This is a genomic window from Streptomyces tendae, from assembly GCF_014650435.1.
Lineage (GTDB): Bacteria > Actinomycetota > Actinomycetes > Streptomycetales > Streptomycetaceae > Streptomyces > Streptomyces tendae.
Genome location: NZ_BMUY01000016.1, coordinates 134,611 through 161,050 on the forward strand (window position 1 = coordinate 134,611; position 26,440 = coordinate 161,050).

Here is a 26,440-nt window from a genome sequence, read left to right on the forward strand (position 1 = left end):
CCCTGGCATGCCGGCCACCGGCGCCAGTGCGCAGGTGCTCCCGCGGACCGGCCGTCGGCAACAGTCCTGTCCTTCCGCCGTCCGGTGACCGAGCACACCACGGGCCAGCCCGGCGCCAGTACGGACGGCGAGTCGACCGTCAAAGCGACGCGACCGCCGGGCCCGTAGCGCGGCACCACCCTGGATCCGATGGAGCCACTGGACGAGGCCGCCGACGGCGGCATCGCCGCGTTCGCCGCCGTCGGACTCGACGCGGACAACGCCACCGCCATCGTCATCAACCGCTCCCCCGACCATCAGCCCCCGCTCCCAGAAGCCCACCGTGCCTGACAGCACCCCCCAGCGCCTGGCGGCGATCACCGTGTACGGCGATCACGCCGCCGCACTCCAGCAGGTGACGTCCCTCCTCGACAGCGCCAGCGTTGCCGCCGAGGAGACTCAGGAGTTGCTCGCCCTCACACGCAGGTAGGGCGCATCAGGACGCCGGGGCCGTTCGGCGAGGCCCACAACGTACTGATGGTCGGCTCCAGCGGGACGGCCGGCTCGGTCTCCTTCTTGTGGCGGCTCCGGCTGCACCTCACACCGCTCATGGTCCAGCGCCAGTAGTCCTCGGCAGAAACGACGGAACGTAGAACGGTTGGGAGCAGGCCCCGCAGGACCTTGACCCCCGCGTCCGGCGGCGTGGCTCCGGACGCGGGCGCTGATCGGCAGTACGCCACTAGCCGGGCAGGCTACCCGGCACGGCAGCATCAGCCGAGGCTACGAGCGGTCGACCCTCGAACGGACGAGGTCTCCCGGAGGCAGGGGCGGCTCGTAGGCAAGGTGAGTCTTCCTGGGTTCAGCGCGTGTGAATGGGGCGGGGCAAGAGGTTGCGCAGGAGTTCGGCAGTGTCGGCTTCCATCTCCACGCCGCCTCCGATCGAGTCGTTGATAGCACGGAGACGTTCGGCGGCGCTGCGGAGCGCGTCGATGTCGCCGACTGCGTGGTGCGCGAGGAACACCGCGCGGTACAGGGTCTCGCTGTCCTCGACGGCGAGCAGGCCTTGCTGGGCGGCCCACAGGGCTCCGCGGGGGTCGCGGGCCTCGCGTCGTCGAGTGGAGAGTTCGACGGCGACGTCCGTGATCGCGGAGATCATCTCTTGGATGATGGGCTCGGCCCAGGCGTAGCGCTGGGGGTCCATGCCGGCGAAGGGGCGGCCGCGGACCAGGGCCAGGGCTCGTCGCAGCGCTCGGTCGCCGTCCTCGCTGTGGTCGGTGAGTCCTTGGCGGGCGTGGCGTTGGAAGGTGAGCCAGTCGCCAGTGACGTGCGGGCCGAGTCGGTAGCGCTTGTCTGGGGTGTTCTGCAACCGGGGCAGGTGTTGGTTGCCGTCGGTGTCGGTGCCGAGCCAGGACCGGGCGCGGCTGATGACGGCGTTACGCATCTCCTTGTTCACGCGGGAGGCGGGCCACAGTGCGGAGTCGACCGCGTGGTGGTCGCTTCCCGGGTGCAGGGCGAGGAAGGCCAGGAGTTCGGTGGCAACACTCTTGCGGTTGGAGTCGACACGTCCTGTGGCGCCCTCGATGGTCAGCGGCCCGAGGAGGAGGACCGCCGGGCCGCTCGGGGTGGGCTCGTCCTCCGCGAGTGGCGTGCTGATCGGCGGGGTGGCCGGGCTGGCGGTGCGCGGCTGCGGAGGGCTGGCTGCGGAGCGGGTGGGGTCGTCGTCGCTCGCTGTGTCGCTCGCCAGGACGTCGGCGAGGGATTCGCCCGTTTCCTCGCCGGCTGTGTCGTAGTCGGCTTCCGGCGCGGCAGGCGGGGGGATGGATGCGTGCACGGCGGAGGTGGTGACGGCGCACGGAGTGGTCAGTCCAAGGGAAACGTTGGCCGGTCCTGCGGGTGCCGCGACCGCCGCGTTGCCCGTGTCCTCCTTGTCTGCGTCCAGGACATCGGCGAGCGATTCCCTGGCGTCCGGCTTCTTGTCCAGAGCGCCGGCCGGTGCGACAGGTGCAGGGGACTTTGGCTCCGGGCCGGCGACCGCTTCGAGGTCCTCTTGCTCCAGGGAGACGTACTCGTCGGGCAGGCCGTCGAGACCTCCGTCGTCGGCCTTGGTCAGGTCGGGGTTGAAAGGGGCTGCCGGGACGTCGGTGTCCGTGTCGGCGGTGGTGAGGAGTTCGATGGCGTCACGGAACCGGTCGTCGTCAAGGGTCTGCAGGCGAACCAGCAGTCCGGAGTTCGGCAGGGTGACGAGCTCGGCGGGGTCGTGGCAGGTCAGCGTCCACGCCTCGTCTGGAGGGTCGACCAAGGTGGCGGTGGAGATGACGGCGCTTGCGGTGCGCGGCTGGGCGGTAAGCGTCGACAGGAGGCTCTCGGCGGTGGGGCTCAGCTGCTCGGCGAGGACGATGTGCGGGGTCCAGTCTCCGGCGTCGTCGCTGAGTCGGGCCGCCCGCGGCGAATCGGCGCCCAGGGCGGTGAGGGCGTTGCGCTGGTCTTCGGTGTGAGCGGTGAGTTCGGCGCTGGCAGCGTCCGTGTCCGCGCGGGCGACGCGTTCGGGTACGGCCTTCTCAAGGTCGGGTGCGGTCTGTCCGAGTGCGGTGACTTCGAGGTGTCCGGCAACGGGAGTGGTTGCGAGTTCGACTGCGATGGCCTGCAGGACGTGACGGGCGAGGTCGGCGTCGCCGTCGAGGTGGAGGAGGCCGATGTGTTCCAGGTCGATGAGGACGTAGTGGCCCTGGGGGTCCCACCCGATCGATACGAGCGCGGGGTAGGGGGCGCTGGCGCCGTTCAGCGTGTCGGTGTCTGCCAGGTCTGGGTGGTTGGCCGTGCAGGTCCACAGGTCCTGGCGGTCCCCGGGTGCGGTGAAGGGGGCGCAGGGCGGGGCAGCTTGGGCGAGGTGGAGTTCGATGCGGCTTTCGTGCAGGACCGCCCCGTTGAGGACGGGCAGGTCGCGTCCGGCTGCTCGGAGGTTGAGTGCGAGGCTGCGCAGAGCGGTGTTGAGCAGGTCGAAACCGGTGGGTGTCTGAACGCTGCGCAGCCCCTGCTCCGTGGCGGCGGCTCGGCCCTGGGGCATGGCGATGCGCCGTCCGGGGCGACGGCGGTGCTGCTGTCGACGGCGGCGTACGGCGAGGGTGCCGATCAACGCTGTGGAGACGACACCGGTTGCTGTCCATGTCATGACGGCGCTGACGCGGCCGGCGCTGTCCTGAGCGGATTGAGCTGCGGGATCAGGGGTTTCGGCCGCTGGGGCGGTGCTGGTGGAGGGTGCCGGTGTGCTCGGGACCGCGGAGGGCGGTTCGGTGGTGGGGGTCGTCGAGGGGGCGGGTGTGGAGGCCGGCGGGGCCTGCTGCTCTTGATCGTGCCCGGTGTCTTGGTCTTCGGTGTTGGGTGGCGTGTGGTCCGGTTCGTGGTCCGCTGGCGTGTCCTGGGGCGGCGAGGCAGGGGTGTCCTGACTGGTGTCGGGTCCGGTCGGTGTCTTCGCGTGCTCGCTGGTGTCTGGCAGATCAAGGTGCTGGCCCGGGATGACCAGGTCCGGGTCGGTGAAGGCGCGGCCGCCGGGCTGGGCTTCGCCCTTGTTGGCGTTGTAGATGTCCTGCCAGGCGGTGGGGTCACCGTACTCGTCGCCGGCGATCGACCAGAGGCTGTCGCCGGGGGCGACGGTGACCTCGTCATGTTTGGGTGCGTGGCGGGAGGCGGAGGTGCCGGTTTCGCGGTCCTTGTCGTCGTCAGCGGCGGCGGGGGTGTGGTGTGGGGCCGGGCTCGCGGCTGCGGGGTTGTCGGACGCGGGGGTTGCCGGGTCTGTGGTCGCGGGGGCAGCCGGTGTTGTGGGGCGGGCGTCGAGGGGAAGCTTGATGACCACGCTGGTGGGCAGGTACTGATCGCCGGAGGTCAGCTCGTGGACGTCCGGGTTGAGGGCAGCGATGTCGCGCCACCGCTGCCCGTTGCCGAGGTATTCCTCGGCCAGGTCCCACGGGGTTTCGGTAGCCGATGTGACCGTGTGGGTGGGGAAGTCGGTGCTGGACGTCGCCGTGCTGGTCGGCGTTGTGCTGGCGGTGACCGTGGAGGTACCCACAGTCTGGGTGACCGCGACAGCCGGCGCGGTGCTCGCGGCCGAGGCGGCGGTCGGGGCCAGCAGGACGATGCCGCCGACCAGGAAGCTGGCCAGGGATTGCATGCTGCCCAGGCCGCGGATGCGGGGTGCCGAGCGACGGCGGGCAACGGCGACGATTTCGAGAACGACGGTGAACGCGAGCGCAGCCCAGGCGGCCCAGCCGATGCAGGTGGCCACGACCAGCCACAGGGTGCCGTCGTCCTGCTCGAGCAGCAGGTTGAGCCCGCCGGACAGTTCGGTGGGCTGATGGCCGAGGGCGACCAAGGCTAGGGGGATGCCACCGACCAGGGCGAGCAGGAGGACAAGGCTGGTGAGGGCGCGTAGCAGCGCGCTGAGGGCGCGCAGCGACTTCGGTTTGCGGTGGGCCATGTCGGCTCAGCCTCCGGCTGCTTGGGTCTGCAGGTGGGCGGTCGCGGTGCCGTCCACGTTGATCGTGCCCACACCGAGCAGGGATGCAAAGTGTGTGGCGTAGCTGTCGCGGACGGTCACCGTCAGGGATTGCCCACCGTCGGTGATCTGCACGTCTCCTTGGACGTTCGCGGCGGCGAGGTAGTCCAGGGCTGCCGCGCGGGCGGCCTCGGGATCGATCGTGATGGCGGTGCCTTCGACCGCCTGGGCCGGGTCCAGTTGCTGACCGGCGGTGCGCGCGGCTTCTTGTGCGAGGGAGGTGGCCCGGTTGGAGGCGTTGAGGGCGCCTCCGCCGTCGACGAGCAGGCCCAGGACCATGAGGATGGCGAGGGCGGACATCGCCATGAACAGCGACATGGAGCCGCGGTCCCCGGGGGCTCGGGTGGTCAGGCCCTGCGCGGCGTGGATCACTGCCGCCCCCGGTAGGTGTCGATCGGGCTGGTGAAGGTCGCCGTGAGGGTCTTGGCTCCGGGCAAGCCGGGCAAGGCGATGTCGGACAGGGGCGCGGTGCAGGAGATCGTGGCGGTGACGGTGGCTGCCTGCCCGACGTCGAGGGAGTAGCCGGAGGTGTCGACGACGACGTCGCTGCTCTGGCAGGTGACGCCGTCGCTGGTGAGGCTGTCTTCGGCGGCCGCGTGGGCCTGGCTCTGGGCGGAGGTTGCGTCGCGCTCGAGGGATGCGGCGCGGGCGGCTGCGTGGGCGGCTGCGTCGACGGACCCCTCGGCGTCGACGACACGGCCGAAGGCGATCATCAGGCCGAGCAGGGCGATGATGGCCGGGGCGATCACCGCGACCTCGATCGCGGCGCTTCCCCGGTCCTCGCCGGCGCTGCGGCGGACAAGGCGGCTCATGGGTTGGTCCAGCGTTCGATGGGTCCGTGGGCGTCCTGGGTGACGGTGAGTTCCAGGCCCGGAACGAGAGTGGCGACGTGCCCGGTGACCGTGATGTGGATTTCTTCGGCGGTGCTGCCGGAGGAGGTGACGGATGCACCGCGTACGCTGCCGCCGAATTTGGTGAGGAAGTCGCGGGCCTGGGCGACGCCGTCTCCAGGGCTGGAGCCGTACTGCCGGCCGGCGTCGACGCCTTGCCGTGCTGCGGACTGGGCGACCTTGCGGGCGTGGTAGAACAGGCCGACCTGGATGATCGTGAAGACGAGCATCAGCACCACAACAGCCAGTACGGCAACCTCGACGCTCCCGGCACCGCGGTCGGTGTGCGGGCGGGCGGCGAGGGCCTTCCAGCGGCCGCTGCGCGTACGCGCAGTCACGGTGTTCCCCTCCCTGTTGTGAGTGCCGGCGGTCACCCGCCGTTGATGATGCCGATCTTCTCCAGCACCTTTGTGCGGATGGCGGCGACGACGAGGCCGGCCACCACGATGAGGACCGCGGCCATCACCGCGAGTTCGCTGGTGGACTGCCCCCTGTCGTCCTTCATCCGCTCGGTCATGTGCGCCCAGCGGATCTGGAACCGGGCGACGGTCTTCAGCAGCATCGTGAATTTCCCTTGTTCAGCTTCCGAGAATGGTGATCGTCAGAGGGATCATGACGAATGTGATCATGAGGATGACTCCGAACGTGACTGGCAGGATCATGGCGGCGGAGGCCTCGTTGGCCTTGGCCTTCTGGTCGGACAGCAGCGCGATCCGCAGCTGCCGGGCCTGTGCCTGCAGGGTCGTGTAGACGGCTGCGCCGTCGCCGGCCAGGGCGAGGGTGTCGGCGGGCCGGGTGAGTTCGGGGATGTCGAGCTCCTCGCCGAGCTGCTTGAGGGCGTCCCACGGGGTGACACCGGCGAGGTCGGCCTGGTGGAACACCTGCCGCATGCGGTTGAAGATGAAATTTTCGCCGACCCGGGCGGTGTCGGTCAGGGCCTGCGCGGCGCCCGAGTTGGCGACCCGCGCCAGCGCGACGCGCTCGAGGTAGGAGGCTGCGGCGTGCCGGACGATCAGGCGGGCTTCGGCGGCCTCCTTGGTGACCTCCCGGCCGGGCCATAGCCAGAACAGCACCGCCAGGCCGAGGGACAGTCCGGCGGGGACGACGTAAGGGAAGGGGGCGCCGGCCAGCGCGAGCATGGCCTGAAGCAGCAGCGGGATGACCAGGCCGTAGAGCGCGAACAGAGCGCGTTTGCCGAGGTGCTCGGCGGGGCTGATGCGCAGCAGGTTCAGGTCGCGCAGCGGCAGGGCGATACGGTCGCCGAAGTCGGCGAGGAGCCGGTTGCCGACTCGTTCGGGCAGCGAGCCGGTGGGGACCAGAGCGTCGGTCGGCAGGGCGGTGGGCACCTTGCTGGCGTCCAGCCGGTCCAGGGCGCTGGTCAGGTCGGGCTTGGCGGGCCAGGCCGCGCGGACACCGAGGCCGACGAGGACACCGGCGGCCGCCGCGGGCGCAATGACGTTGAGGGCGATCACCGTGCGTCTTCCTTCGGGGCGGGGCTGGTGGCCGCTGCGGCCCAGGCCCGCGGGGCGGTATCGCCGGCGCTGAGGGCGTAGCCGAGGGCGATGTCCCGGGTGCGGTGCTTGTCGACCTCGATCAGGCGCGGGTCGGGGCTGGTGCGGGCGATGCGGCGCAGCATCATCAGCGTCCAGGCGAATCCGCCGCCGAGGAGAGCGAGCACGACCTGCCCGGGCGGGGTCTGGTACCAGGCCGACCAGGCTTCGTTGAGCATGCATCCGAGTACGACGATGCAGATGACGATGGACACCAGGCGGGCGGATTTGCGGACCTTGGCCCGGTCGGCCTCGATGTCGCGGGCGTCGGCTGCCTGCTGGTGGATCGTGACGGCCATGGCCTCGAGCGCGTCGGCGAGCCCCGGCCCCTTGTAGACGGCGTGCGACTGGAAGAGCAGCACTACGTGGTCGAAGACGCCGTCGGCCATCTCGTCGGCGAACAGTTCGAAGGCGTCGTGGGCCTCCATGCCGGAGCGCAGCCGCTCCGACAGGGTCCGTACGCTCGCGGCGATCGGGCTGGGGGCGTTCTTGGCCGAGGCGCGGATGGTGGCTGGCAGGCCGATACCGGCGGTGTGTACGCCGGCGAGGTGGTTGAGCCACTGGGCGAGGGCTTCGAGGCGTTCGATGCGGGCCTGGGCGGAGGTGCCGGGGTTGAGGACGAACGGCAGGCCGAGTACGGCGGCTCCGGCCAGCAGGCCGTGGATGGGCCAGCCCGTGTATGCCCACACGCCGAGGGTGACGACGCCGGCGATGGTGGCCAGGTAGCGCCAGCGGGCCTGCCACTTCTCCGGCAGCTCGGCCCGGGCGCGCTGGAGGCGGGCCGCGGTCTGGCGGCGTGGCTTGAGCGGGTCGAGCACTCGGCCGCGGGCTTCGCGGACCAGCGCGATGAGGGCGACGACCGCGATGACGGCGCACAGGGCCGCGACCAGAGCGAGTTCAGATGTGGTCACCGGACCTCCCGGGTGCGTGCCTCAGGAGTGCGGAGGGGCGGCGTCATGCGGCGGGGCCCTTTCGCTGCAGGGGTCCGCCCCACGCGCCCAGCGGATTGTCCGTGAGCCAGGCGCGGTGGAAGGAGGGGGCACCGTCAAGGTCGGGGAAGCGGGACTTGTTCTCCAGCTCGCCGATGAAGGAGGGCATGTTCTTGAACACCGCGCGCGGCTCCTGTGGGCCGGCGGGGGCGAAGATCTCCGTGACGCTGGGCCGGCCGCCTTCACCGACGACGTCGTGGACTTCGTAGACGTGGCTGACGTAGCGGTGCTTGCGGCCTCCGTACTTCACGTCGTCCCAGTCGTAGGCGAGGTAGACGACGACGTCGACGGAGGCGGCGATGAGGTGGTGGGCTGCCTCGGTGGCCATGCCGGCCTCCGTGCACAGCTGCACCAGGCGGCTGATGATGGCGTGCGGGCGCCGTACGTGCATGGTGCACATCGACCCGGAGCCGCCGGCGGACATGGCCTGCAGCATCGGCACGATCTCGATGGAGCGGACTTCGCCGACGACGACGCGGGTGGCGTTGTAGCGCAGGGCCGTTGCGAACATGTCGCTGATGGTGACCTCGCCGGCCTTCTTGTCGCCGAGGATCTCGCCGTTGCTCTGCCGTGCCTCGAACGCGTAGGTGATGGGGCCGGGCTTTCCGGAGGCGGCGGGTTCGTCCAGGTACAGCTCGCGGTCGGACTCCAGGGTGACGAGGCGTTCGTCTGCGGGGATTTCCCGGCCGAGTGCCCGCAGCAGGGACGTCTTGCCGGCACCCATGTCGCCGACCACGAGCAGGTTCATGCGGGCCTGGACGCAGGCCCGGAGGAAGTACTGCAGGATCGGGTTGACGGTCCCCCATGCGCGCAGTTCCTCAAGCCCGGTGTCGCGGAGGCGGTGTTTGCGGATGACGACCGACGGGCGGCTGGTGAGCATGGAGGCGGTCACGCGGGAGCCGTCCGGCATGCGGAAGCCCACCATGGGGGTGGACTGGGTCAGGCCGCGTTCACCGTGGCCGGACAGGCGGGCCATCCGGTTGACCCAGGAGATGAGTTCCTCGTGGGAGTCGGCGACCCGCTCGATGGTGCGGCGCGGCCGGTCCAGGTATTCAACGTGCGCGCGCAGGCCGTCGACCATGACGTCTTCGACGCTGTCCTCGTCGAGCAGGGACTGCAGGCGGCCGCCGCGGTACATGGAGTTGAAGACCGCGGTGCCGATGGCCTGTTCTTGGGTCTCGGTGAGCGGTACGTGGGCCTGGGCGTACTTGGCGGCCCAGTCAGCGACTGCGTTGGTGACCAGGGAGCGGGCGAGCGCTCGCCGGTCGGCTTCCTCCATGAGCCGCTGGGGGTCACGAGCGGCGAGCTGCTTGGAGACCTCGCCCTGGAGTGTCTCGATGACGTCCCAGTCCACGGGGAGCTCGCCGGGCAGCTCGGCCAGGCGGGGCACTGCGGCGGGGTCGGTCCGGGCCGGCGGGACGGCGGCTGCGGGGGCCGCTAGGGCCGGCGGCGCGGTGGGCGCCGGCGGTTCGGGCTGGCGGCGCTGGGTGAGGTGTCCGGTGAGGAGCCCGGCGATGTCCTCGCGGCCGAGGGGCGGCTGGTGGCCGTTGATACGGGGCTTGTGGTGGCTCTCAGCCATGCTTCACTCCCCCTTCACTTCGTTGGTTCAGCCGCTGAAGGATTCCCGCCAGGTGGGGAGCAGCGGGCGGGGGCGCGTACTGCTGCTGGAGCTGGCGGCGGTTGGCTGCGGCCTCGATCTGCTCGGAGGCTGTACGGGCGTGTCGCAGCAGCGGGCTGCGGCCGTAGCCGCGGGGCGGGCGGCCGCCGGCGGTGAGGTAGTGGGCGACGTCTGGCGCGTACGGCAGGGCGGCGATTACGGGTGTGCCGAGGGAGGTGCTGACCTGGTGGGAGCGGAAGTCGCCTTCCTCGATGAGGAGGAGACCGAGCGCGTCCGCGCCGGAGCCGTTTTCGTGCAGGGCGGTGCGCAGTGAGGGGATGACGTGCCGGGCCAGGGCGAGTGACTGCTCGGTGCCGCGTACGACGAGCAGGACCAGGTCGGCCCGGTAGAGCAGCGGGGCCGGGGTGAGGGTCGGGTGGAGGTGTCCGGCTTCCAGGGCGAGTCGGCCGCCGTCGATGTAGATGTCGTGGCCGGCTTGCTGGGACATGACGTGCAGGACGTCGGCGAGCGTGGGCCAGGTGCGAACCAGGGCGGATGCCTGGGCCGGGTCGGTCAGGCCGGGCAGCAGTTTGCGGTGGCCGGCCTGGTCGAGGTGCCACAGGTGGGAGGCGAAGGCGTTGGCGAGGGCCTCGGGGCCGGTGCGTTCGGCGCGGGCCAGGTGATACAGGCCGACACCGGCGTTGACCTGGCCGCTGAGGAGGCCGGCGCGGATGATGCCACCGGCCGGGTCGCACTCGGCCAGGAGCGAGGAGTGCTTGGAGGACAGGGTGAGGGCGAGTGCGGTGGCGGTGACGCCGCAGGACTTCGCGGAGATGAGCGCGGTGACGGGCATGGGTCAGTTGCTCCGCGGTTCCCGGACGAGTGCCACGCGGTTGAGGGCGGCGCGGGTGGCAAGGATGGGGCCCTCGTCCGTGCCGACGGCGAGGTTGACGACGACGGTGCCTGAGGCGTCGGGCCGGGAGACGGAGATGACGGTGGCGTCGATGCTCTCCGGGGCCGTCCCGCCGGTCTTGGGCAGGTCGTCACCCTCAGCGGGTGTGGTCACTGCCTTGACCTTGTCGCCGGGGGCCAGGGTGCCGGCCGGGGCCATGCCGCGCTTGATCTGCACGCCGACCTGCTCCTGGTCGTCTCCCAGGCCGCTGCCGGGGGCGAGGTGTGAGGCGAGCAGCAGCCCGCCCTTTCGCAGGTCGACAGCCGTTCGCTTGCCGACCACCGAGGACTTGTCGGTGGCGGGCAGTGGTGAGAGGGCGGCGTCGGCGGAGACGTCCGCGACGGTGACGTCGGCTGAGGTGAGGGCCTGACCGGCGGGTACGTCGCGGGCGAGGGCGAGGACCCTGGTGCGGTCGCTGGCGGAGTTGACGGCCCACGCCGCGGTCAGGGCGCAGATCACTGCGAGCACGATGCACAGGGCGACCACCGACCATCGGCGTTCTCGCTTGATGGGGGGCGCGGTCGTGATCGGCAGCTCAGGACGGTCCGGGCCGGTCGGGCGGGGCACAGCCTGCGCAGTGGCTTCCATGTCGGACAGGAACCTTTCGGGGTGTCTCTCGGCGCGTGGCACGCGATCAGTTGAGGACCTGCACCTCGGCAACGGTGATGTCCACCGCGCTGTTACGGATTTCGGTGAGCTGGCCGCCCTGTCCGCCCCCGCCGTTGACCGTCCAGTCGACGGCCCAGGTAGACGTTGCGGTGACGTGGTACTTCCCCATCGATGACGTCGACGACGGCGCGGTGTAGCGGTAGCCGCAGTCGGGGGAAGGCTGCTTGCCGTAGGCGGCCTTGTAGGGCGTGCCGGCGGTGGTGCAGGTGACGGTGTTCCCGTCGCCCATCGTCCACACGATCTTCTTGACCTTGGCCGTGGCGGTCACGGTGAGTCCGCCCGCAGAGGCGCTGGCGGTGTTGGGGCCGTACGTCTCGGCGCCCTTCTCCGTCCACATGTACACCGGCATGCCGACGACGCCTTTACCGCCGGGCTTCGGAGTAATGCCGATGTCGGGCCCGAGGAGCGTCATCTTGTCCACGGCCTGCTGCGCAAGGACCGCGGGATCGACGGTTTCCTGCTCGGGCGGCGGCTCGGGCAGCCAGACCATCCGAACGATGGTGTTGCCGTCGAGGCCCTCCCAGCCGCATCTCTGCTTGTACACCGCACCGTCACCGGGTTTGTGGCCTTCCCAGTCCAGGCTGTCGGCGGGTGGCTGCGGGTCCGCAAGTTCGTATTCGCACACCCGCTTGTCGGTGTTGTCGGCGCTGGCAGATGAACCATTCCCGCCTGATTTGCCTGCGCCGTCACCGCCGCCGGCTTGACCGCCGGCATTGCCAGGGACCCCGACCTCGACCTGACAGGTGAACAGCAGGCAGTCGGTGCTGCCGCCGCCCCGGGGATCCTCATCCGCGTGCGCACTGAAAGGGACGGTGAGCGCGACAAGGACAGCCGTTGCCGCACTTGCGATGCCGTGGCACTTCAGCATGCCTTCCCCTGAGGCTCGTCACGGGTGACACGCCACCCCTCCGGATACTTTTCGACCGTGCTGACGAGCAGGTACTTCAACAGCCGGTTATCGGGGAGATCCGCCGGCTTCTTGGTCTTCGCGTCGACCGTCTCCCACTTCGAGATGTCCAGACAGTTCGAGAGGGTGACGTTCGGAATCTTGCCCGTCACGTCGGTCTTCGTCACGGTCGAGTCGGTGACCGTGACGCCACCGACGAGGATGTTGCCGCCCTTGTAGGCCCGCCCGGCATCTGCCTCAGCGTTCTCCAGGGCCGCGGATGCGGCGTACCGGTCGAGATGCGCACTCTTGCCGGCCGGGTCCGCGTAGAGCTTCTCCATCTCCTTCCAGTACGCCCCGTACGCTGCGATCGCTTCCTTCTTCGCTGTCTCTTTCGGATCGGCACTGGCCGTCGGTGTCGGCGAGACGGCTGCCGGAGACGTGTCGGGCTTCTCGTTCGTGTCGTCGGACGAGCTGCACGCGGCAAGGACGAACGCCGCGCTCAGGCCAAGGGAAACGGCGGCGCAATTTCGGAAGCGAACAACAGAGTGAGCAAACTCGTGCGCGCGGCGGTTCACGATGCCTCCCCGAACAGCCATCCATGGACGGACTGCCGGCGCGGGGCGCCCGCCCACAGATGGCCAGATGAAACCTGGTCCAACTGCGCTGATGCGCTGTGTGTAGTCGTCAGGCTACGCATATGACAGCCAATATCCCAACGGCAAAGCGAAGTTCCCGTTCACAACTCGGGACGTACCCGGTCACAAGCGAACTGAAAGTCGATTAATTGCTCTATGCGTAAGTGATGAGTCGACCTGCGGGTCAGCTGATCTCTGAAAGAGTCCCCGCTGAGAGGCTTCAACTATGCCGTGAACCGGAGTTGGTGGCCTCGGCACCCTCAGGATCCGGGGCAAAGTAGGGGCAACTACTTAGAGCTCTGAACACGATCTTGTTGAGCGGTCCTGGTAGGCCGTGACCGGTGTGACAATTTGGCCGTTCGTGATGGTGTGAGTATCCGGCCGTGGATCGTGGACGATGACCTGTGGGCGCTGATCGAGCCGCTTCTGCCGCCTTGGCCCGAGAAGGCTCCCGGCCCGCGGCCGGTGCCGGACCGGCTGTGCCTGCAGGGCATCCTCTACGTGCTGCACAACGACATCGCCTGGCAACTGCTGCCCCTTGAGCTGGGGTTCGGCTCGGGGCAGACCTGCTGGCGGCGCATCGAGCGATGGCAGCAGGCCGGAGTCTTCGACCAACTGCACCGCCTTCTGCTCGCCAGGCTGCACACGGCCGGCGAGCTGGACTGGTCCAGGACCTGCGTGGACGGTTCCCACGTCCGCGCCAAAAAGGGGGAGCCAACACCGGTCCGTCGCCGGTCGACCGGCGGAAGACGGGCAGCAAACACCACCTGATCTGCGACGGACGCGGCACCCCGCTCAAGGTCATCACCACCGCAGCCAACGTCAACGACGTCACCCAGACCCTCGCCCTGGTCGACGGCATCCCGCCCGTCGCCGGCCGCCCGGGCCGACCCCGCCGCCGCCCCGACGCCCTCCTCGGAGACAAGGGCTACGACTCCAACCCCAACCGCCGCGAACTGCGGAAACGTCGGATTCTGCCGGTCATCTCCCGCAAGGGCTCCCCGAACATCAAGGGCCTCGGCCAGCTCCGCTACGTCGTCGAGCAGACCTTCGCCCTCCTCCACCAGTTCAAGCGCCTCGCCGTCCGCTGGGAGCGCCGCACTGAACTCCACGATGCCTTCGTATCCCTCGCCTGCAGCCTCATCTGCTGGAGACGCCTGAAGACGGCCAACTCATGATGTGGGCGGCCACTTCAGAGTCCCCACGTATGGCCAGCTGACGTGTCACATTCCGTGACAATTTCTTGATCAAGCTGTGGTCTCTGTGCCTGGTGGCAGAACGTATCGTTTCGGCCCCGCCACTGCCCGAACCACGACGGCAGTGCATTGTCTCTGGAGTTACCGCTGTGAGTTCTGCCGTGCCCGTCGACGGGCGCTCTGACTTCGACTTCATCTTCGGCAGCTGGAAGGTGCGCAACCGCAAGCTCGCCGACGTCACCGATCCGGCGTGCGAGGAGTGGATCGAGTTCGATGCGACGGCCTCCGCAGAGCCGATCCTCGGTGGCTTGGGGCACGTCGACCGGATCTGGACTGATGCCTTCGAAGGATTCACGCTGCGGCAGTTCGATCCGGTGGCCAAGGTGTGGCGGATCTGGTGGGCCTCCAGTGGCCGGCCCGGCCACCTGGACCCGTACGTCGAGGGCTCCTTCACCGACGGTGTCGGTCAGTTCTTCTGCGATGACGTCCTGGGCGGGCACGAGGTCAAGGTCCGATTTCAGTGGACCACCCACGATGCGGACGGCCCGCGCTGGGAGCAAGCGTTCTCCTACGACGGCGGAGCCACCTGGCGAACCAACTGGATCATGGATCTCACCCGTACCGCATAGACAACCCCCGCACGCTGCGTGATCGTCGGCGGGCAGATAGCTCCCCTATCTGGCCGCCGGTGGGGAATTCCGACTGGCCGCTGTCACTCATGATCGTGTTACGAGCTCTTATGTGTTGATCGGTGGCCAATCTCGCCGTCCGACCGGGGGCTCCAGTCCCGATGCCCTCCCTGGGCTACTCCTCCAGGAGGGCTTCGTCAAAGATGTACTCCTGCCCCGACTTGGCCAACAGGCGGCGCAGCCTTTCCTCCCTGCCCGTGGGGCCGTCGTGAAGCCACGTCTTGATCACGTCGAGGCTGGTGTGGCCGTGCCTCTCAAGGATCTCCTCCACGATCGAACGCCCCCTGGTCAGGTTGGCCAGCGGCCTGCGTTGTGCTCGGGGGATCTTAGGGAACGTGTCGAACTCAGAGGCATCCGCCGGCTTCGGCTGGAACGCGCGGAGGATCGTCGGCCGCGAACTCCGCTCCGTGGTGCTGAGGAGCATCCGTGTCTCCCAGGCAACACCGACAGTCGTCGGGTCGAAGGAACCAACGGGAAGCACGATGCCGGCGAGAAGCCAGTGCACGGTCGCCATGCACCACACATGGTCACCGATGCGGTACGCCTTGACATCGCGGACGGAGTTGAACTGCGCTTTGGGCGCGGCAAGCCAGCCCCGCGAGGCAACCGGCCCGCTCTCTGGGAGGCTCTCACCGTCGGCGCTCTCCGGGTCCTCCAGCGGCGTGCCCTCGTAGAGGAAGGAGCGTCGCGCCAAGGGGCCAGGGCGCACCTGATGCCTGACGTAGGCGTCGGACGAGACGTACTCCAGCGTCTCCTCATCGGGCAGGAACGACTCCACGGCCTCAATGTCAACGTCTGTCGCGGCGGCGAACCGCTCCACAACCTGGTCCAGCGTCGTGAGGTGTACGAAGCGGTCAGCGATGCCGTGTAGGTCCTGATGCATCGGCGCCAGGTAGGACGTGCCGTCGCCGAAGTCCTTGGTGTTGCGGCTGACGAAGTAGACGGTCTCCTCCGGGTGCTGCCGCGCGTACTCGACGGCCGTCAGCCAGATCGCGGCGTCGCGCCCGCCAGTCTTCACTGTGTCCCCGCCCTCGGAGACAACCACCCTCTTGCACGGCGGCAGGACGTTCGACTCGCGCCGGAAGGCTTCCTGCAAGACTTCCGGGCTCGTCTGGATGACCTCGGCGATGGCCAGGTACTGGGTCCTCCAGTAGCTCTCACACGCCTTCATTTCCAGCTGCGGGAGCACGCCCGGTGTGGTCGGCCACGGAGTGGACTTCACGAACCGCTCCAGCGCCTCGACGGCCTTCTGGTGCTTCTCCCGGTAGGGCACGGCCCGGTGGGAGATCAGCTCATCCATGACGACCGACGGCACGGCCACCCTGTCGACCTTCGACGTGCTGATGGTCTTGAGAAGGTCCGAGCTGACGCTGTCCAGTCGGAAGCCGTCCACGATGTTGGTGTCCAGAATGATCAAAGGGTCCCCTCCCCTGGTGCTGGTGGTGCGGGCCCAAGGGTTTCAGCCGGCCCAAGGCGCCGCACCCGGATTCGGGAAGCCCGAGTTGTGTGCCCTTGCTGCGCCCGATAAATCGCTGCCGGGACGGTCGTCGGCTCCCCCTCCAAGGGCCGCCTGTGGCGGCACGATCCGACCGAGCGACCCGAACTGTTCAGCGACGCCCTCGTGTCCTGCGCCGGATCGCTGGAGATCGTGGACCCGCCCGTATTCGGCGTCCAGCTGGAGTTCGACGACGGGGAGCCCGATCAGGAGCATGAGCCGGTCGGGCCGATGGGCACGATGGCCCTGTTCTGACCTCTGCCTGAATGGGGGCGGGGGCCCGTGAGACGGAGGGCCGGGGGCGGTGGCACCGGCGGCCGGGGATGCGCGACCCCTGCCGTCCGGACGCTGTAGCGGCATGACCGCCGATGCCGTTCTCCCGGCCGCGCGCTTGCTCAAGGCGCGCGGTCGCGGACTGTAGCAGAACCAGCGATTCGGGCGTTCGGTGTCAGAACCTATCCAGACGGGCCCACGTGCGATGCCTCGACCCGGGCGAGCTGTGTTGGTCGGGCTGTGACGTCGCGCTCCGCGCAGTCGTCCCAGGAGATCTCGTACTTGATGCCGTGGTTGGCGCTGGCGCCGGAGCAGACGGAGCAGAGGACCAGTACGGTGACGTGGGAGCAGTAGGTCACGTCGGGCAGATCGCTTCCGTCTGGCGCTTCGTACTGCTCGCAGGCCCGATTGATGCAGTCCCACGGGCCGACGGGCACCTCGATGGGAACGTGCCGGCTGTAGTCGAAGTCGTCCTCGTACATCGACGGGTCGTCTAGTAGTGCTTCGTTAGGTTCTGGACGGTCTGCGGCTGCTCCGTCGGCCAGGCAGGGGGCGTCCGCAGGTGGTGCAGGCACCGGTCCAGCACCTCAGCAGGTCCTGTAGAGCGTCGAGGACCTGGTAGAGGGTCAGGCCGGTGTGGGGACTTTTGGGTCGAGTCTCCTGAGGGTGAGGAATGCCTGGGCGGCGGTGACGAGCGTGACGTGGTGGTGCCAGCCGCGCCAGGTGCGGCCCTCGAAGTGGTCCAGTCACAGGCCGTGCTTGAGCTCGCGGTAGTCGTGCTCGATCCGCCAGCGCATCTTGGCCCACCGCACCAGGTCGGCGGCAGGTGTGGTGGCGGGCAGGTTCGATATCCAGTACTGCGTCGGGGCGTCCTGGCCGTGCGGCCACTCGACCAGGAGTGTCCGGTGGGCAGGATGCCGTCCCACCGGTTGCGGCCACCGCCCGCTTCCTGGGCCGCGACCAAGGACTGCTTCCCGGCGGGCCGGACGGTCAGGACCGCGAAGCGTGAGGTCATCGCCCCTTTGCTGCCCTGTCGCCAGGTCACCTCGGCGAACCGGTCCTCACCCGCCTCGACCGCGAGGGCGGACACTGCGCGGGGCGGGGTGCGGTAGCGGGGAAGCGTCGGCGGCCCGAGCCCTGCGTAAACCGGCTGGTGCGGCGCGACGTCCTCGGGGTGGGCGACCTCCTTCCCGGTCAGCGCCAGCACGTAGGACAGTCCCCGTTCCTCAAGACCGAGCCGGAAGGGGGTGCTGACGCCGTAGCCGGCATCGGCAACCACCACCGGCGCCTTCACCTGCCAGTCGGCGAGCGTGTCGAGGAGGCCGAGCGCGAGCCGCCACCAGCGTCGTCGACTAGAAACGAGCCCCCGCAGCTGGACGATGTGTTCGTCCAGCAGGATCCATGCCTCGTGCAGCCAGTCCCGGCAGTAGAGGTCGTTGGTGTACTCGTAGATGTCGTCGCCGTAGCCGCGCTCGATGGCACTGACCAGGGCGGCCCACGCGTTCACCCTTTCAGTGACCGTGAACGCCGTTCGCCAGCCGCGCTGGTGCAACAGCTCCCCCACCTCGGTCTCCGTAGCCACGGGCGGAGGATCTCACGCGGAAGCCGTCCGGGCGATCGAGATAGTGTCCCGCCAGAGGCCGCGGGCCCTGAAGCATGATCAAGGTGAGACGATCTCGCCGTGGCTGGTGTGATTGCGGCGTCGGAACCCTCCTGGATAGCCCCGTTCACCGGGCTGAGCCCACGACAGTTCACGAAACTTGTGACCGCGTTGCGGCGGGAGGGCGCCGACCCGGTGAGCAGAGGCCGGCCCTGGGGCTTGCCGCTGGAAGACAGATTTCTGCTGGTGGCCGCGTACTGGCGGACGAACCTCACCCTGCGGCAGCTGGCCCCGTTGTTCGGGGTCTCCAAGTCCGCCGCGGACCGGATCATCGCCCACCTCGGGCCATTGCTCGCCCTGCGGCCTCGCACGAGGTTCCGGAAAGACACGGTGCTGATCGTCGACGGCACCCTAATCCCCACCCGGGACCACACGATCGCCGAGCAGTCGAAGAACTACAGGTACTCCACCAACCACCAAGTCGTCATCGATGCCGACACCCGTCTGGTCGTCGCCGTCGGCCGGCCGGTCCCGGGGAACCGCAACGACTGCAAGGCATGGGAGCTGTCCGGAGCGAAGGACGCCATCGGCCTGACCACTGTGATCGCTGACGGCGGCTACCGGGGCACTGGCCTGATCATCCCTCACCGCCGTGACCCCGGTCGGGCCGAACTACCAAGTTGGAAAGAGGAACACAACGCCTCTCACCGCAAGGTCAGGGCCCGGGTCGAGCACGCCTTCGCCCGGATGAAGAGCTGGAAGATCCTCCGCGACTGCCGCTTGTAGGGCAACGGAGTTCACCACGCCATGCTCGGTATCGCCCGCCTCCACAACGTCACCATCACCGGCTGAACCGAGCAGGCAGGTCAGCAAGCACGACCGTGATCAATTACGGGACAACGCTTAAAGGGTGTTGCAGAAGGCCGTGATCAGGCAGGTCGGAGCGGTGTTCGGGCGTGTGTGGTCATGCGGTGAGGGCGAGGTTGTGCATGCGGGCGACGGCCTGGACGGCGTGATGGAGGCCGTCGCCGCGTTGCCGGCAGTCGCGGAGGATCTTGTAGTTCTTCATGCGGGAGAAGGTGTGCTCGACGCGGGCGCGGACCTTGCGATGCTGCGCGTTGTCCTCCTCCTCGCCCTTCAGCAGGGGTCGCCCCGGGCGTTTGCGGTGCGGGACGATCAGGCCGGTATTGATGTAGGCGCCGTCGCCGAGGACGGTCACGCCTTCGCAGTGTGCGGCCAGGCCGGAATCCCGCCAGGCTTTCGCGTCAGCCGTGTTACCGGGCACCGGACGTGCCGCGGCCACCACCAGCCGTGTCTCCGCGTCCACGATGACCTGCACGTTCGCCGAGAACCGGTAGTTACGCGAGGACGCTCCGACCTTGCGGTCACGGACCGGGACGAGGGTGCCGTCCACGATCCACAGCCGCTCGACAGCGTCCTGGGAGGTGCGGGCCGGCTCGAGCGCGAGCAGCGGACCGAGCCGCTGGATCACCCGGCACACGGTCGCCGGAGAGACGCCGAACAGAGGGGCCAGCTGCCGCATGGTGAGATTCGTGCGGTAGTACACCGCCACCAGCAGCACCCGTTCGGCCAGCGGCAGCCGCCACGGACGACCCCACCCACAGCCCTCGCCACCACGCTCCCGGACCGCTTTCAGCAACCGGCCGAACTGATCGACCCGCAACCCCGTGAACGTCTCTACCCACACCCGCTCGGCCCTCAACACCCCAGCCATACAACGGATATGCCCTGATCACGGCCTTCTGCAACACCCTTTAGGTGGTTGTGCGGCATGGTCAACGCCTGGACGGCCAGGCTCTCGGGGGCTTCGGTCATCTGGTGGTCTCCCAACCGGCGCGGGGCGGTTCCGTTGAAAGCCTGGCCGGCCAGCAGGTCCACCGTGCAGTTCGGCCTGTGAACGTGTCCGCGCACCATGTCCTAGTGCGGTTCCGGGCCTGCGGGCGGCCAGTACTCCCACGATCCCAGTCGGTCCTCTGTATCGAGCCGGTGTTCCGCTGTCTCCTCGGCCTGCGCCCAAAGTGTCTCGCACGCCACCACCGGATCGTGCGTCTCGACCAGTGACGCGATCTCGGCGCTGGACAAGAGCACGTTCTCGGGGCGCGCGCCTGGTACGCGGCATCCCCGTGCGGTGGTTGCCGGGCGTAGGTCTGCATGACGGGACAGGATCCGGCGGATCTCCGCGAGAGCTGCGGCCGCGCGGGCTGCGGCGGGCCGGAAGGTGCGGGCCTTGCGTGCCTGCATCGCTGCGTACCGCGGGCCGTGCTGGGTGCCGTTGTCGTCCCAGGTCGACGTCGCCAGCTGCCGGTACGGCGCGATCAGCCCGTCGGGGAGGAAGAGCTGTCCCGTGTTCGCCCGCCGCCGGATCTCGGAGGACACGTACGAGGCGACATGCCGGGGCCTCAGAGGAACCGTCCACCGTGCCAGCTCCCGGGCGATCTCTTCCCAGGACCAGCCCGCCTTGAAGAACGGCCGCAGACTGTGCGCCAGTTGACGCACGCACGATCCCTGGGTCCACCAAGTGTGCAGCTGAACGCAGCGGGCCTCTCGCATGGCAGCGGCTGTCCTGGCCGCGGACCATCCGGTCGAGCCCTTCGCGCGGTGCTTGGGGGACTTCTCCCGGCAGGCGCGCTCGCGCGTCCTGTCTTTGATCCCCCCACCTACAGAACTGGAGGATCGTGGTTGAGGTACCACCACAGAAGGGGTGCACTGCCCCGGGTTATCCACAGGCTCCGTCTGGCGCAGACTCCGCCGTTTCCGCTGCTTGTCCACCGCCGCTGCGACCGCCAGCTCACGGCCGGCGTTGGTGACACCGACCTGCCGGGCCGTATACCCCTCCCCTTCGATCCGGCGGCCCATGGCCTCGTCCCATACCCGGGGTGCGACCGCGGCGAACAGCGTGGCCGTACCGCGGTAGCCGTGCTCGCTCGTCCATGCCGAGCCGTACCGCGTGCGCAGAACGTTCCGCTTCGACCCGTGCTCCACGTAAGCGACGAGGCCGAGCTCGCGCAGGTAGCGGGCGTGGTTGTAGACCGCGCGCCGCTTGAGACCGAGTTCGCGGGCCGTCGCCTCTGCACTGAACGGAAAGTGTCCTTCGCCGCTGCGAGCCATTCGCTTGGCGAAGATCTCGGCCAGCTGAACGGTCGTGCGGCCGGCCTTCGGGTGGTACCCGGCTCCGACCATGAACTGCACGGCCGCGAGGAAGTCCGCGCCTCGGCGTAGACGCCGGGACGCGGTCGTACCGATCTCCTGCGCATGACTGTCACAGATGAGACCGAAGGAGTGACGCGACGTGTCCGCGACCAGTGCGGTCTTGGACACATCCAGGCGTACCACCGGGTTGATATGGCGGCACGCCGAAACGTGCTGCATTATGGCTCCTGTCTTCGGAGCTCCTGCGCCGAAGCGCACGAAACCCCGGTGACGGTGTTTCACGGTTGAGGAACCGAAAATCTGTCCGACCTGGGGAGGTCGGGCACTTCGCCGGACCAGGGATTAGGCCCCCTGGAGACGGCGGTGACAGTTCGGCCGAACGGCCCGGCGGCAACCGGGCCTCGCGGCCAGGGACGGCGGCGGGCCTGGGGAAGGCTCCGCGGGTATCCGCCACTTCGGTCGGTTACGTCATCCAGCTCCCCTCAGCGGGGACCGCGACGAAGCCGCATGCCGGGCGGCATGCGGAAAATCGCCAGTGGGCTGGTGCTGACACAGCCTCCATCTGGCGGTGCTTGTTGTGTCCCGAGGGACAGTTGCGGGTACGCTGCATTGCAGCGAGACCTCGCTTTCCAACAGGGCCTCGGTCTCGCGATGTGCGAGACGCCTTTCCGAAGAGCTTCCTCGCACCGACTCGGCCCCCGTGGCGCGAACCAGGTTGTGCCGACCTGGTGCCATGTGGGGCTTTTGTCGTGTCCGAGATCCGCTCCTGCGTCCAGATGGGGCGCAGAAAGCGGCGCGGGACCACCCTAGTCCCATCGCCACGACATCTGTCACACGTTCCACGTGCTCCTCCCCCGTGTCGTTCGCGTGTTCCTGACGCCCAGTGGTGTCGCTGGCCTGGATACAACGAGGCCGTAGTACGGGCGATGACGTCTGGTCAGGACACAAGGCGGTGCTCCCGTGCGGCGGCTGAGTCCGCGGCGTGGGGCGAGGGGATCTTCGCCCCACGGGACGGGCGCATCTCGATCAGGAGGTCGTCTATCGTGCCGCGGCCGTCGGTCTGGTTCTGCCAGCCCTCGAGGACGTGGTGGACGATCGACCGAGCCACCAGCTGGTACTCGGCCGCGCACCGCTCGTCCTGGGCAAGGCCGGCCAGGTGCTTGGTGTGACAGTAGGTGGCCATCATCTCGGCGATCAGCGGCGAGAACAGCTCCGGCAGCGGCTTCATGTCGGCGCAGGCCCCCGTCTGGACGCCCTCGGGCGCGTGAACCGTAGCGTGAGTGAGAGGGCGGGGCGGGCGGCGGCGGAAGCGGAAGAGTCGCATCGAAGGGTCCTTCGTGTCGGGCGGGTCAGTCGGTGTATGCAGCGGTGATCTGGGCGAGAAGGCTGTGCGCTCGAGCGGTGTGCTGCTCCACCCACAGGCACAGTTGGGCTTCGGTGACGGTGGCGCCGTTGGGCAGCAGGAACCGGGCCGGCGTCTGACCGACCTCAAGCACCTGTTCCAGGTGGCTCACCGCGGCCGTCAGTTCGGTGATGAACGACTCCGCACGCACGCACGCCGCGGCACAGCCGGCGTCGGGGAACGGAACGAGCGGGACAACTACGGCTGGGGCCCCGGCGGATTCGTGGCAGGGAGCGGTCATGCGGCTGGTGCCTTGACGATCGTCTGAGGTCGCATCAGCGCGTCGACGGGCTCGGCGTCGCCGAGGACAGGGGTGAAGATCCTGTCGAACGGGCCGTGCTCGCGCAGCTGGTCCAGGGTGGTGACGCCGGCGCGCAGGGCCGCAGTGGCGAGGACCGGGTCGGCGGCCGAGAGGCTGCGCAGGTCGGCGATCCGGCGCTCGAGCCGCTCCGGGGATGCGCCGGTGAGGACGAGCAGGATGCGCGGGAAGGCCTGGGAGGGGTAGCGGGAGCGCCAGGCCGGCGCGGTGGCCGTACGGCGTGCGGGCCGGGGGCCGCGGCCGGCTGGAGGCTGGGGCACGTAGCGCTGGTACGCGGCGTAGGCGTGGAGCTTCTGGGCGAGGCGCGCGATGGTCATCTGCGTTCGGTCGACCTCGACCATGAAGGTGAGCAGGGTGCGCTGACGGCCGGAGATGTGCACATAGTTGACGACGGCATCCGGGATCAGGCGCAGGTCCTCGCCGGGGCGCTGTTCGTCGCGGTAGGCGTGAGCGATCTCCGGTGACCAGTCCAGCGGTCCGCACTCGTGATTCAGGGCGCGGGCGTGCGTGACGAACGCCAGGCCGGTCTCCACGGTGGCGAGGGTGTGCTCCTGCAGGGGGCCTGCGGCCGCCTCCGGGCTCATCCGGTACGGACGCTGGGGCAGCAGACCGGTCGCTTCGACCGCCGTGGCGCCGGATTCGGTGAGCCACCACAGCAGGTCGGTCTGTCCGTGAGCGCGCCGGCCGACGCGGTCGACCAGGCCCCGCTCGCGCAGCAGGTGCAGCTGGCGGCGGATGTATTCGGCGCGCGTGTGGTGCGGGGTGAGCAGCCGGTGCAGCTGCTGAGTGGAGATGAGGCGGTGTTGGTACAGCGCATTCATGGCCTGCTGGCCGACGTCGCTGGCGCCCAACGGCGTTGGTGTGGGATAGGGCATGCGGGGGCTCGTTTCTAGTCGACGACGCTGGTGGGGTCGCTGGCGGAGCCCTGGGCGGGGCGTCGCCGGGTGTGGTGGGCGAGGACGACGTCGTTGAGTCGTTCGAGGGCATCGAGGATGTCGCCGAGCCGGCGGCGTTGGAGGTTGGTGTCGATCGCCGCGTCGAGGGCTTTGACGCCGGCGGCGTTGTTGTAGTGCGCGAAGACTTCCTCGACGGGCAGCCCGCGTACCCGGAACGGGCTGGTGGGTTCGCCGTCGAGGGTCAGCGACATGATGTAGTGGTACTTCGGCAGCGCCGTGACGGTCTCCGCAGAGACCTGGCCGTTCCACCGCCTGACGATGAAGTCGGCCTCGTCGTGGTCGGCGGCGCAGGTCGCCAGCAGCGACCGGTTCTGCAGCAGCGCCTGTCGGGTGATGGCGCTCAGCCGGAGCACCATCTGGGTCATCCCGGTCAGCCGGACCTCGTACTTGCGCAGTTGCTCGCAGATCGCGGCGACGAAGCCCTTGCTCGATGCATCCAGGGCGGTCAGCTCGTCGATCCACGCCCAGAACGTGGCCCGCTGCTCGCGGGGGGTGTCCTGCCGGGACAGGCCGGCCCGGTGCAGATCGTGGACCAGGAGGCAGGCGACCAGCCCGTCGGCCTCGGATCCGGAGGGGCAGACGAACACCACTTGGCTGGTGTCCATGGCCTCCCGGACGTCGTAGCCGGAGGTCGGGCTACCGAAGAAGCTCTGAAGGGCGGGCGAGGTGTCGAGCCGGTCGATCGCGTAGGTGACGGTCGGCACGGCCTCGTTGGCGATGCGGGGGAACGTCTTCTCCCAGTAGTCGCGTGCGCTGGGAGGCAGGTACGGCAGGAGCGCCTCGCGCCATTCCTCGTCGACGAGCCAGGTCCGGATCTGGAAGAGCGTGGCCTGAGCCTGGGGGCGGCCCTCACGAACGGCTTTGAGGTTGAGCAGAGCCAGGGCCTGAGCGGCGCGGGCCAGGATGGTCCGGGCACGCGGGGCGTGGTCGCCCCAGTCCTGGGCGGCGGCGATGCCTTCCGTGACCGCGCGGACGACCTTCTGGACGTCCGACACCTTGCGGCGCTCCATCGACAAAGGGTTCCAGGAGACGACCAGCTGGTCCTCATCGGCCTCGGCGAGGTTGATCTCCCACAACCGGGTGGTGATGTGCGGGTGGGTGAGGTAGGGCTTGGCCCGGGCCCAGGCCTCGCCGTGCGGGTCGAGGAACCAGACGCCATAGCCGTTGTGGGCAAGCGCGATGGCCTGTACCAGGGCTTCCTCGGTCTTGCCGTGGCCCGACTTGCCCAGCACCAGCGCGAACAGCAGGTCCCGGACGCGGGCGGCGCCGATGCGTTCGCGGCCGTCGGGGTAGGTGACCGCGCCGAGCGGCACCAGGTCGCGCTGGCCGGTGTAGACGGGCAGGTTGGCCGGCGCAGGCGGGACGACGCCGCCGGAGCGGACCACGCTGGAGGCCGTGCAGCTGCGCGTGGGCGGCTTGAGGAATCCGCACAGCTCCGGGACGGTCATCCACTGCCGTCGGCGCGGCCGGAACTCGCCCGTGGTGAAGCGGCGGTCGAAGGAGGAGATCGCGCGCTGCGACCGGGGCCGGCGAGGCTTGAGGTAGTTCTCGCCGGACGTGGCGGCGAACACCGCCAGGAGCTGGTTCATGCGGGCCCGGGCGGCCTGGGGGTGCGCGGCCTGAGTGCGCAGCAGCAGCTGCACGGCGAAGACCGGGCCCGCGGAGGGCTCGAACTTGCCGACGCCGTCGCGTACATCGGTCATGCGCGGCAGCCGTTCCCCCCGCGAACCGCCGGAGGTCCTGCCGCCGTTCCAGGCCGCGGTCAGTGACCCCATGACGCCTCCGGTGCTGAGTGTGCCGGTCAGCCGCTCGCCGTACGCAGACGGTCCGCGGCGCCGGGCGGCCGCCAGCAGCCGTCGACGCCGGCGGGCCAGGTGGCGTTCGGGGACGGGGAGCAGGTCCAGGACGACGTCGGCCCGCTCGCCGTCCTCGGTGCGTACGCCGGACAGGGCGGTCGCGAGCTGCTGCAGCGGGTCGGGGTGAAGTCCGAGCGAGGCCAGCGGTCGCTGGTCGGGCAGCGCGAGAGTCAGCTCGGCACGCTCGACGTACAGAGATGACGGGCTCTTGCCGGGCCTCGTGCCGCGTGGCTTGGACAGGTCGACGAGGGTGGTCACGAGCGGCTCCGGCGGGGCGCGGGCACGGAGAAGCGGACCGGCTGAATGTCGCAGCGGGACCCGCTGGCGCGGATCTCGACCTCGGCGAAGCCCGGCATGGTCAGGACGGCCTGCGCGTGGGGGTGGCCCTCGAGATAGCAGTGCATTCGGCCGTTGCGGGCGCTGTAGTGCAGCCGGGCGGCCCGTCCGCGCCGGGGGGTGTCGCCGGCGGCGTAGCTGACGCGGCCCAAGTGCTGGGACCAGCGGCGCACTTCGCCCTCACCAGGGTCGAAGGTGGAAGTGGGAACCGTTTCAACGCGGACGCGTCCGGCCAGGGCGTCACGGACGAGCAGCGCGCGCCGCCAGGAGATCCCGCACGCGGCGATGAACCCAGCAGCGATGACGATGGCCATGTAGGGCGCGGCGGCGGCGATCCAGTGGACGATGTCGAGCAGCGTCTGCGCGCCGTCGGGCAGGGTGCCGCCGTTCATGCGGTTACCTGGACAGCGGAGCGGCGGGTGGCCTTCACGGTGACCTCCGAGTGGTC

At 69.3% G+C, this 26,440-nt stretch carries 26 protein-coding genes and 2 pseudogenes; 6 read left to right on the plus strand and 22 right to left on the minus strand.

Features of this window, described 5'->3' with window-relative positions:
* Nucleotides 1-189: 189 nt before the first annotated feature.
* Both IE258_RS33660 and IE258_RS33665 read left to right on the plus strand, forming a co-directional pair.
* On the plus strand, nucleotides 190-330 hold the full coding sequence (locus IE258_RS33660; RefSeq protein ID WP_189749552.1) for a hypothetical protein: 141 nt from the start codon (nucleotides 190-192) through the stop codon (nucleotides 328-330).
* Nucleotides 323-469, plus strand: a complete 147-nt coding sequence (locus IE258_RS33665) for a hypothetical protein (protein WP_189749553.1) — start codon at nucleotides 323-325, stop codon at nucleotides 467-469. The genes IE258_RS33660 and IE258_RS33665 overlap by 8 nt, the downstream gene beginning before the upstream one ends.
* A gap of 369 nt (nucleotides 470-838) precedes the next feature.
* On the opposite strand, the gene IE258_RS33670 is transcribed toward IE258_RS33665, so the two are convergent.
* Genes IE258_RS33670 through IE258_RS33725 form a run of 12 tightly spaced genes read right to left on the minus strand, consistent with a single transcriptional unit; the run spans nucleotide 839 to nucleotide 12,639 of the window.
* Nucleotides 839-4,450 (minus strand): LysM peptidoglycan-binding domain-containing protein, encoded by a 3,612-nt coding sequence (locus tag IE258_RS33670; RefSeq protein WP_189749554.1) that lies wholly within the window; start codon nucleotides 4,448-4,450, stop codon nucleotides 839-841.
* 6 nt (nucleotides 4,451-4,456) lie between these two features.
* On the minus strand, nucleotides 4,457-4,900 hold the full coding sequence (locus tag IE258_RS33675) for a pilus assembly protein TadG-related protein (RefSeq protein ID WP_189749555.1): 444 nt from the start codon (nucleotides 4,898-4,900) through the stop codon (nucleotides 4,457-4,459).
* Nucleotides 4,897-5,340, minus strand: a complete 444-nt coding sequence (locus tag IE258_RS33680; RefSeq protein WP_189749557.1) for a TadE/TadG family type IV pilus assembly protein — start codon at nucleotides 5,338-5,340, stop codon at nucleotides 4,897-4,899. The genes IE258_RS33675 and IE258_RS33680 overlap by 4 nt, the downstream gene beginning before the upstream one ends.
* Nucleotides 5,337-5,756 (minus strand): TadE/TadG family type IV pilus assembly protein, encoded by a 420-nt coding sequence (locus tag IE258_RS33685; protein ID WP_189749558.1) that lies wholly within the window; start codon nucleotides 5,754-5,756, stop codon nucleotides 5,337-5,339. Before IE258_RS33685 ends, IE258_RS33680 begins: the two co-directional genes overlap by 4 nt.
* A gap of 32 nt (nucleotides 5,757-5,788) precedes the next feature.
* Nucleotides 5,789-5,980 carry an integral membrane protein gene (locus IE258_RS33690; RefSeq protein ID WP_011039471.1) on the minus strand — a complete coding sequence of 64 codons (192 nt, stop codon included), beginning with the start codon at nucleotides 5,978-5,980 and terminating at the stop codon, nucleotides 5,789-5,791.
* Nucleotides 5,981-5,996: 16 nt separating this feature from the next.
* Nucleotides 5,997-6,890, minus strand: a complete 894-nt coding sequence (locus IE258_RS33695; RefSeq protein ID WP_189749559.1) for a type II secretion system F family protein — start codon at nucleotides 6,888-6,890, stop codon at nucleotides 5,997-5,999.
* A complete protein-coding gene (locus tag IE258_RS33700; protein WP_189749560.1) occupies nucleotides 6,887-7,879 on the minus strand; it encodes a type II secretion system F family protein in 993 nt (330 codons plus the stop codon). Before IE258_RS33700 ends, IE258_RS33695 begins: the two co-directional genes overlap by 4 nt.
* Before the next feature lie 43 nt (nucleotides 7,880-7,922).
* Nucleotides 7,923-9,536, minus strand: a complete 1,614-nt coding sequence (locus IE258_RS33705) for a TadA family conjugal transfer-associated ATPase (protein ID WP_189749562.1) — start codon at nucleotides 9,534-9,536, stop codon at nucleotides 7,923-7,925.
* Complete coding sequence (locus tag IE258_RS33710; RefSeq protein WP_189749563.1) at nucleotides 9,529-10,407, minus strand: hypothetical protein; 879 nt, start codon at nucleotides 10,405-10,407, stop codon at nucleotides 9,529-9,531. The genes IE258_RS33705 and IE258_RS33710 overlap by 8 nt, the downstream gene beginning before the upstream one ends.
* A gap of 3 nt (nucleotides 10,408-10,410) precedes the next feature.
* Nucleotides 10,411-11,094 carry an SAF domain-containing protein gene (locus IE258_RS33715; protein ID WP_189749565.1) on the minus strand — a complete coding sequence of 228 codons (684 nt, stop codon included), beginning with the start codon at nucleotides 11,092-11,094 and terminating at the stop codon, nucleotides 10,411-10,413.
* Nucleotides 11,095-11,140: 46 nt separating this feature from the next.
* Nucleotides 11,141-12,043 carry an ATP/GTP-binding protein gene (locus IE258_RS33720; RefSeq protein ID WP_189749566.1) on the minus strand — a complete coding sequence of 301 codons (903 nt, stop codon included), beginning with the start codon at nucleotides 12,041-12,043 and terminating at the stop codon, nucleotides 11,141-11,143.
* Complete coding sequence (locus IE258_RS33725) at nucleotides 12,037-12,639, minus strand: hypothetical protein (protein WP_189749568.1); 603 nt, start codon at nucleotides 12,637-12,639, stop codon at nucleotides 12,037-12,039. Before IE258_RS33725 ends, IE258_RS33720 begins: the two co-directional genes overlap by 7 nt.
* 435 nt (nucleotides 12,640-13,074) lie before the next feature.
* Here IE258_RS33725 and IE258_RS33730 point away from each other — a divergent pair.
* A protein-coding gene (locus tag IE258_RS33730; protein WP_373309968.1) for an IS5 family transposase occupies nucleotides 13,075-13,877 on the plus strand; the annotation gives its coding sequence in 2 pieces (ribosomal slippage) (nucleotides 13,075-13,386 and nucleotides 13,389-13,877; 801 coding nt in all).
* A 167-nt stretch (nucleotides 13,878-14,044) separates the two neighbouring features.
* On the plus strand, nucleotides 14,045-14,524 hold the full coding sequence (locus IE258_RS33735) for a hypothetical protein (RefSeq protein ID WP_229892594.1): 480 nt from the start codon (nucleotides 14,045-14,047) through the stop codon (nucleotides 14,522-14,524).
* Between the two features lie 175 nt (nucleotides 14,525-14,699).
* On the opposite strand, the gene IE258_RS33740 is transcribed toward IE258_RS33735, so the two are convergent.
* Nucleotides 14,700-16,001 (minus strand): PIN domain-containing protein, encoded by a 1,302-nt coding sequence (locus IE258_RS33740; protein ID WP_189749569.1) that lies wholly within the window; start codon nucleotides 15,999-16,001, stop codon nucleotides 14,700-14,702.
* 204 nt (nucleotides 16,002-16,205) lie between these two features.
* Here IE258_RS33740 and IE258_RS41805 point away from each other — a divergent pair, with 204 nt between their 5' ends.
* Nucleotides 16,206-16,334, plus strand: coding sequence for a hypothetical protein (locus IE258_RS41805; RefSeq protein WP_268256358.1), 129 nt, complete (start codon nucleotides 16,206-16,208; stop codon nucleotides 16,332-16,334).
* A 200-nt stretch (nucleotides 16,335-16,534) separates the two neighbouring features.
* Here the strand turns inward: IE258_RS41805 and IE258_RS33745 are convergent, their stop codons facing one another.
* Nucleotides 16,535-16,834, minus strand: coding sequence for a hypothetical protein (locus IE258_RS33745; protein WP_189749570.1), 300 nt, complete (start codon nucleotides 16,832-16,834; stop codon nucleotides 16,535-16,537).
* A 144-nt stretch (nucleotides 16,835-16,978) separates the two neighbouring features.
* A pseudogene (locus IE258_RS33750) lies at nucleotides 16,979-17,685 on the minus strand (IS701 family transposase); the annotation flags it as partial.
* 348 nt (nucleotides 17,686-18,033) lie between these two features.
* Between IE258_RS33750 and IE258_RS33760 the strand changes: the two are divergent.
* Nucleotides 18,034-18,804, plus strand: a pseudogene (locus IE258_RS33760) (transposase).
* A gap of 112 nt (nucleotides 18,805-18,916) precedes the next feature.
* Here the strand turns inward: IE258_RS33760 and IE258_RS33765 are convergent.
* The 7 genes from IE258_RS33765 to IE258_RS33795 all read right to left on the minus strand — a co-directional run bounded on the left by IE258_RS33765 (nucleotide 18,917) and on the right by IE258_RS33795 (nucleotide 26,384).
* Nucleotides 18,917-19,687 (minus strand): transposase, encoded by a 771-nt coding sequence (locus tag IE258_RS33765; RefSeq protein WP_189749572.1) that lies wholly within the window; start codon nucleotides 19,685-19,687, stop codon nucleotides 18,917-18,919.
* A 203-nt stretch (nucleotides 19,688-19,890) separates the two neighbouring features.
* Complete coding sequence (locus IE258_RS33770; RefSeq protein ID WP_189749573.1) at nucleotides 19,891-21,342, minus strand: helix-turn-helix domain-containing protein; 1,452 nt, start codon at nucleotides 21,340-21,342, stop codon at nucleotides 19,891-19,893.
* A gap of 718 nt (nucleotides 21,343-22,060) precedes the next feature.
* On the minus strand, nucleotides 22,061-22,351 hold the full coding sequence (locus IE258_RS33775; protein WP_229892596.1) for a hypothetical protein: 291 nt from the start codon (nucleotides 22,349-22,351) through the stop codon (nucleotides 22,061-22,063).
* Nucleotides 22,352-22,472: 121 nt separating this feature from the next.
* Nucleotides 22,473-22,676 carry a hypothetical protein gene (locus tag IE258_RS33780; protein ID WP_229892598.1) on the minus strand — a complete coding sequence of 68 codons (204 nt, stop codon included), beginning with the start codon at nucleotides 22,674-22,676 and terminating at the stop codon, nucleotides 22,473-22,475.
* An 86-nt stretch (nucleotides 22,677-22,762) separates the two neighbouring features.
* Nucleotides 22,763-23,719, minus strand: coding sequence for a replication-relaxation family protein (locus IE258_RS33785; protein ID WP_189749576.1), 957 nt, complete (start codon nucleotides 23,717-23,719; stop codon nucleotides 22,763-22,765).
* A gap of 14 nt (nucleotides 23,720-23,733) precedes the next feature.
* Nucleotides 23,734-25,914, minus strand: coding sequence for a type IV secretory system conjugative DNA transfer family protein (locus IE258_RS33790; RefSeq protein WP_229892600.1), 2,181 nt, complete (start codon nucleotides 25,912-25,914; stop codon nucleotides 23,734-23,736).
* Nucleotides 25,911-26,384 (minus strand): hypothetical protein, encoded by a 474-nt coding sequence (locus IE258_RS33795; protein ID WP_189749578.1) that lies wholly within the window; start codon nucleotides 26,382-26,384, stop codon nucleotides 25,911-25,913. Before IE258_RS33795 ends, IE258_RS33790 begins: the two co-directional genes overlap by 4 nt.
* Nucleotides 26,385-26,440 lie beyond the last annotated feature (56 nt).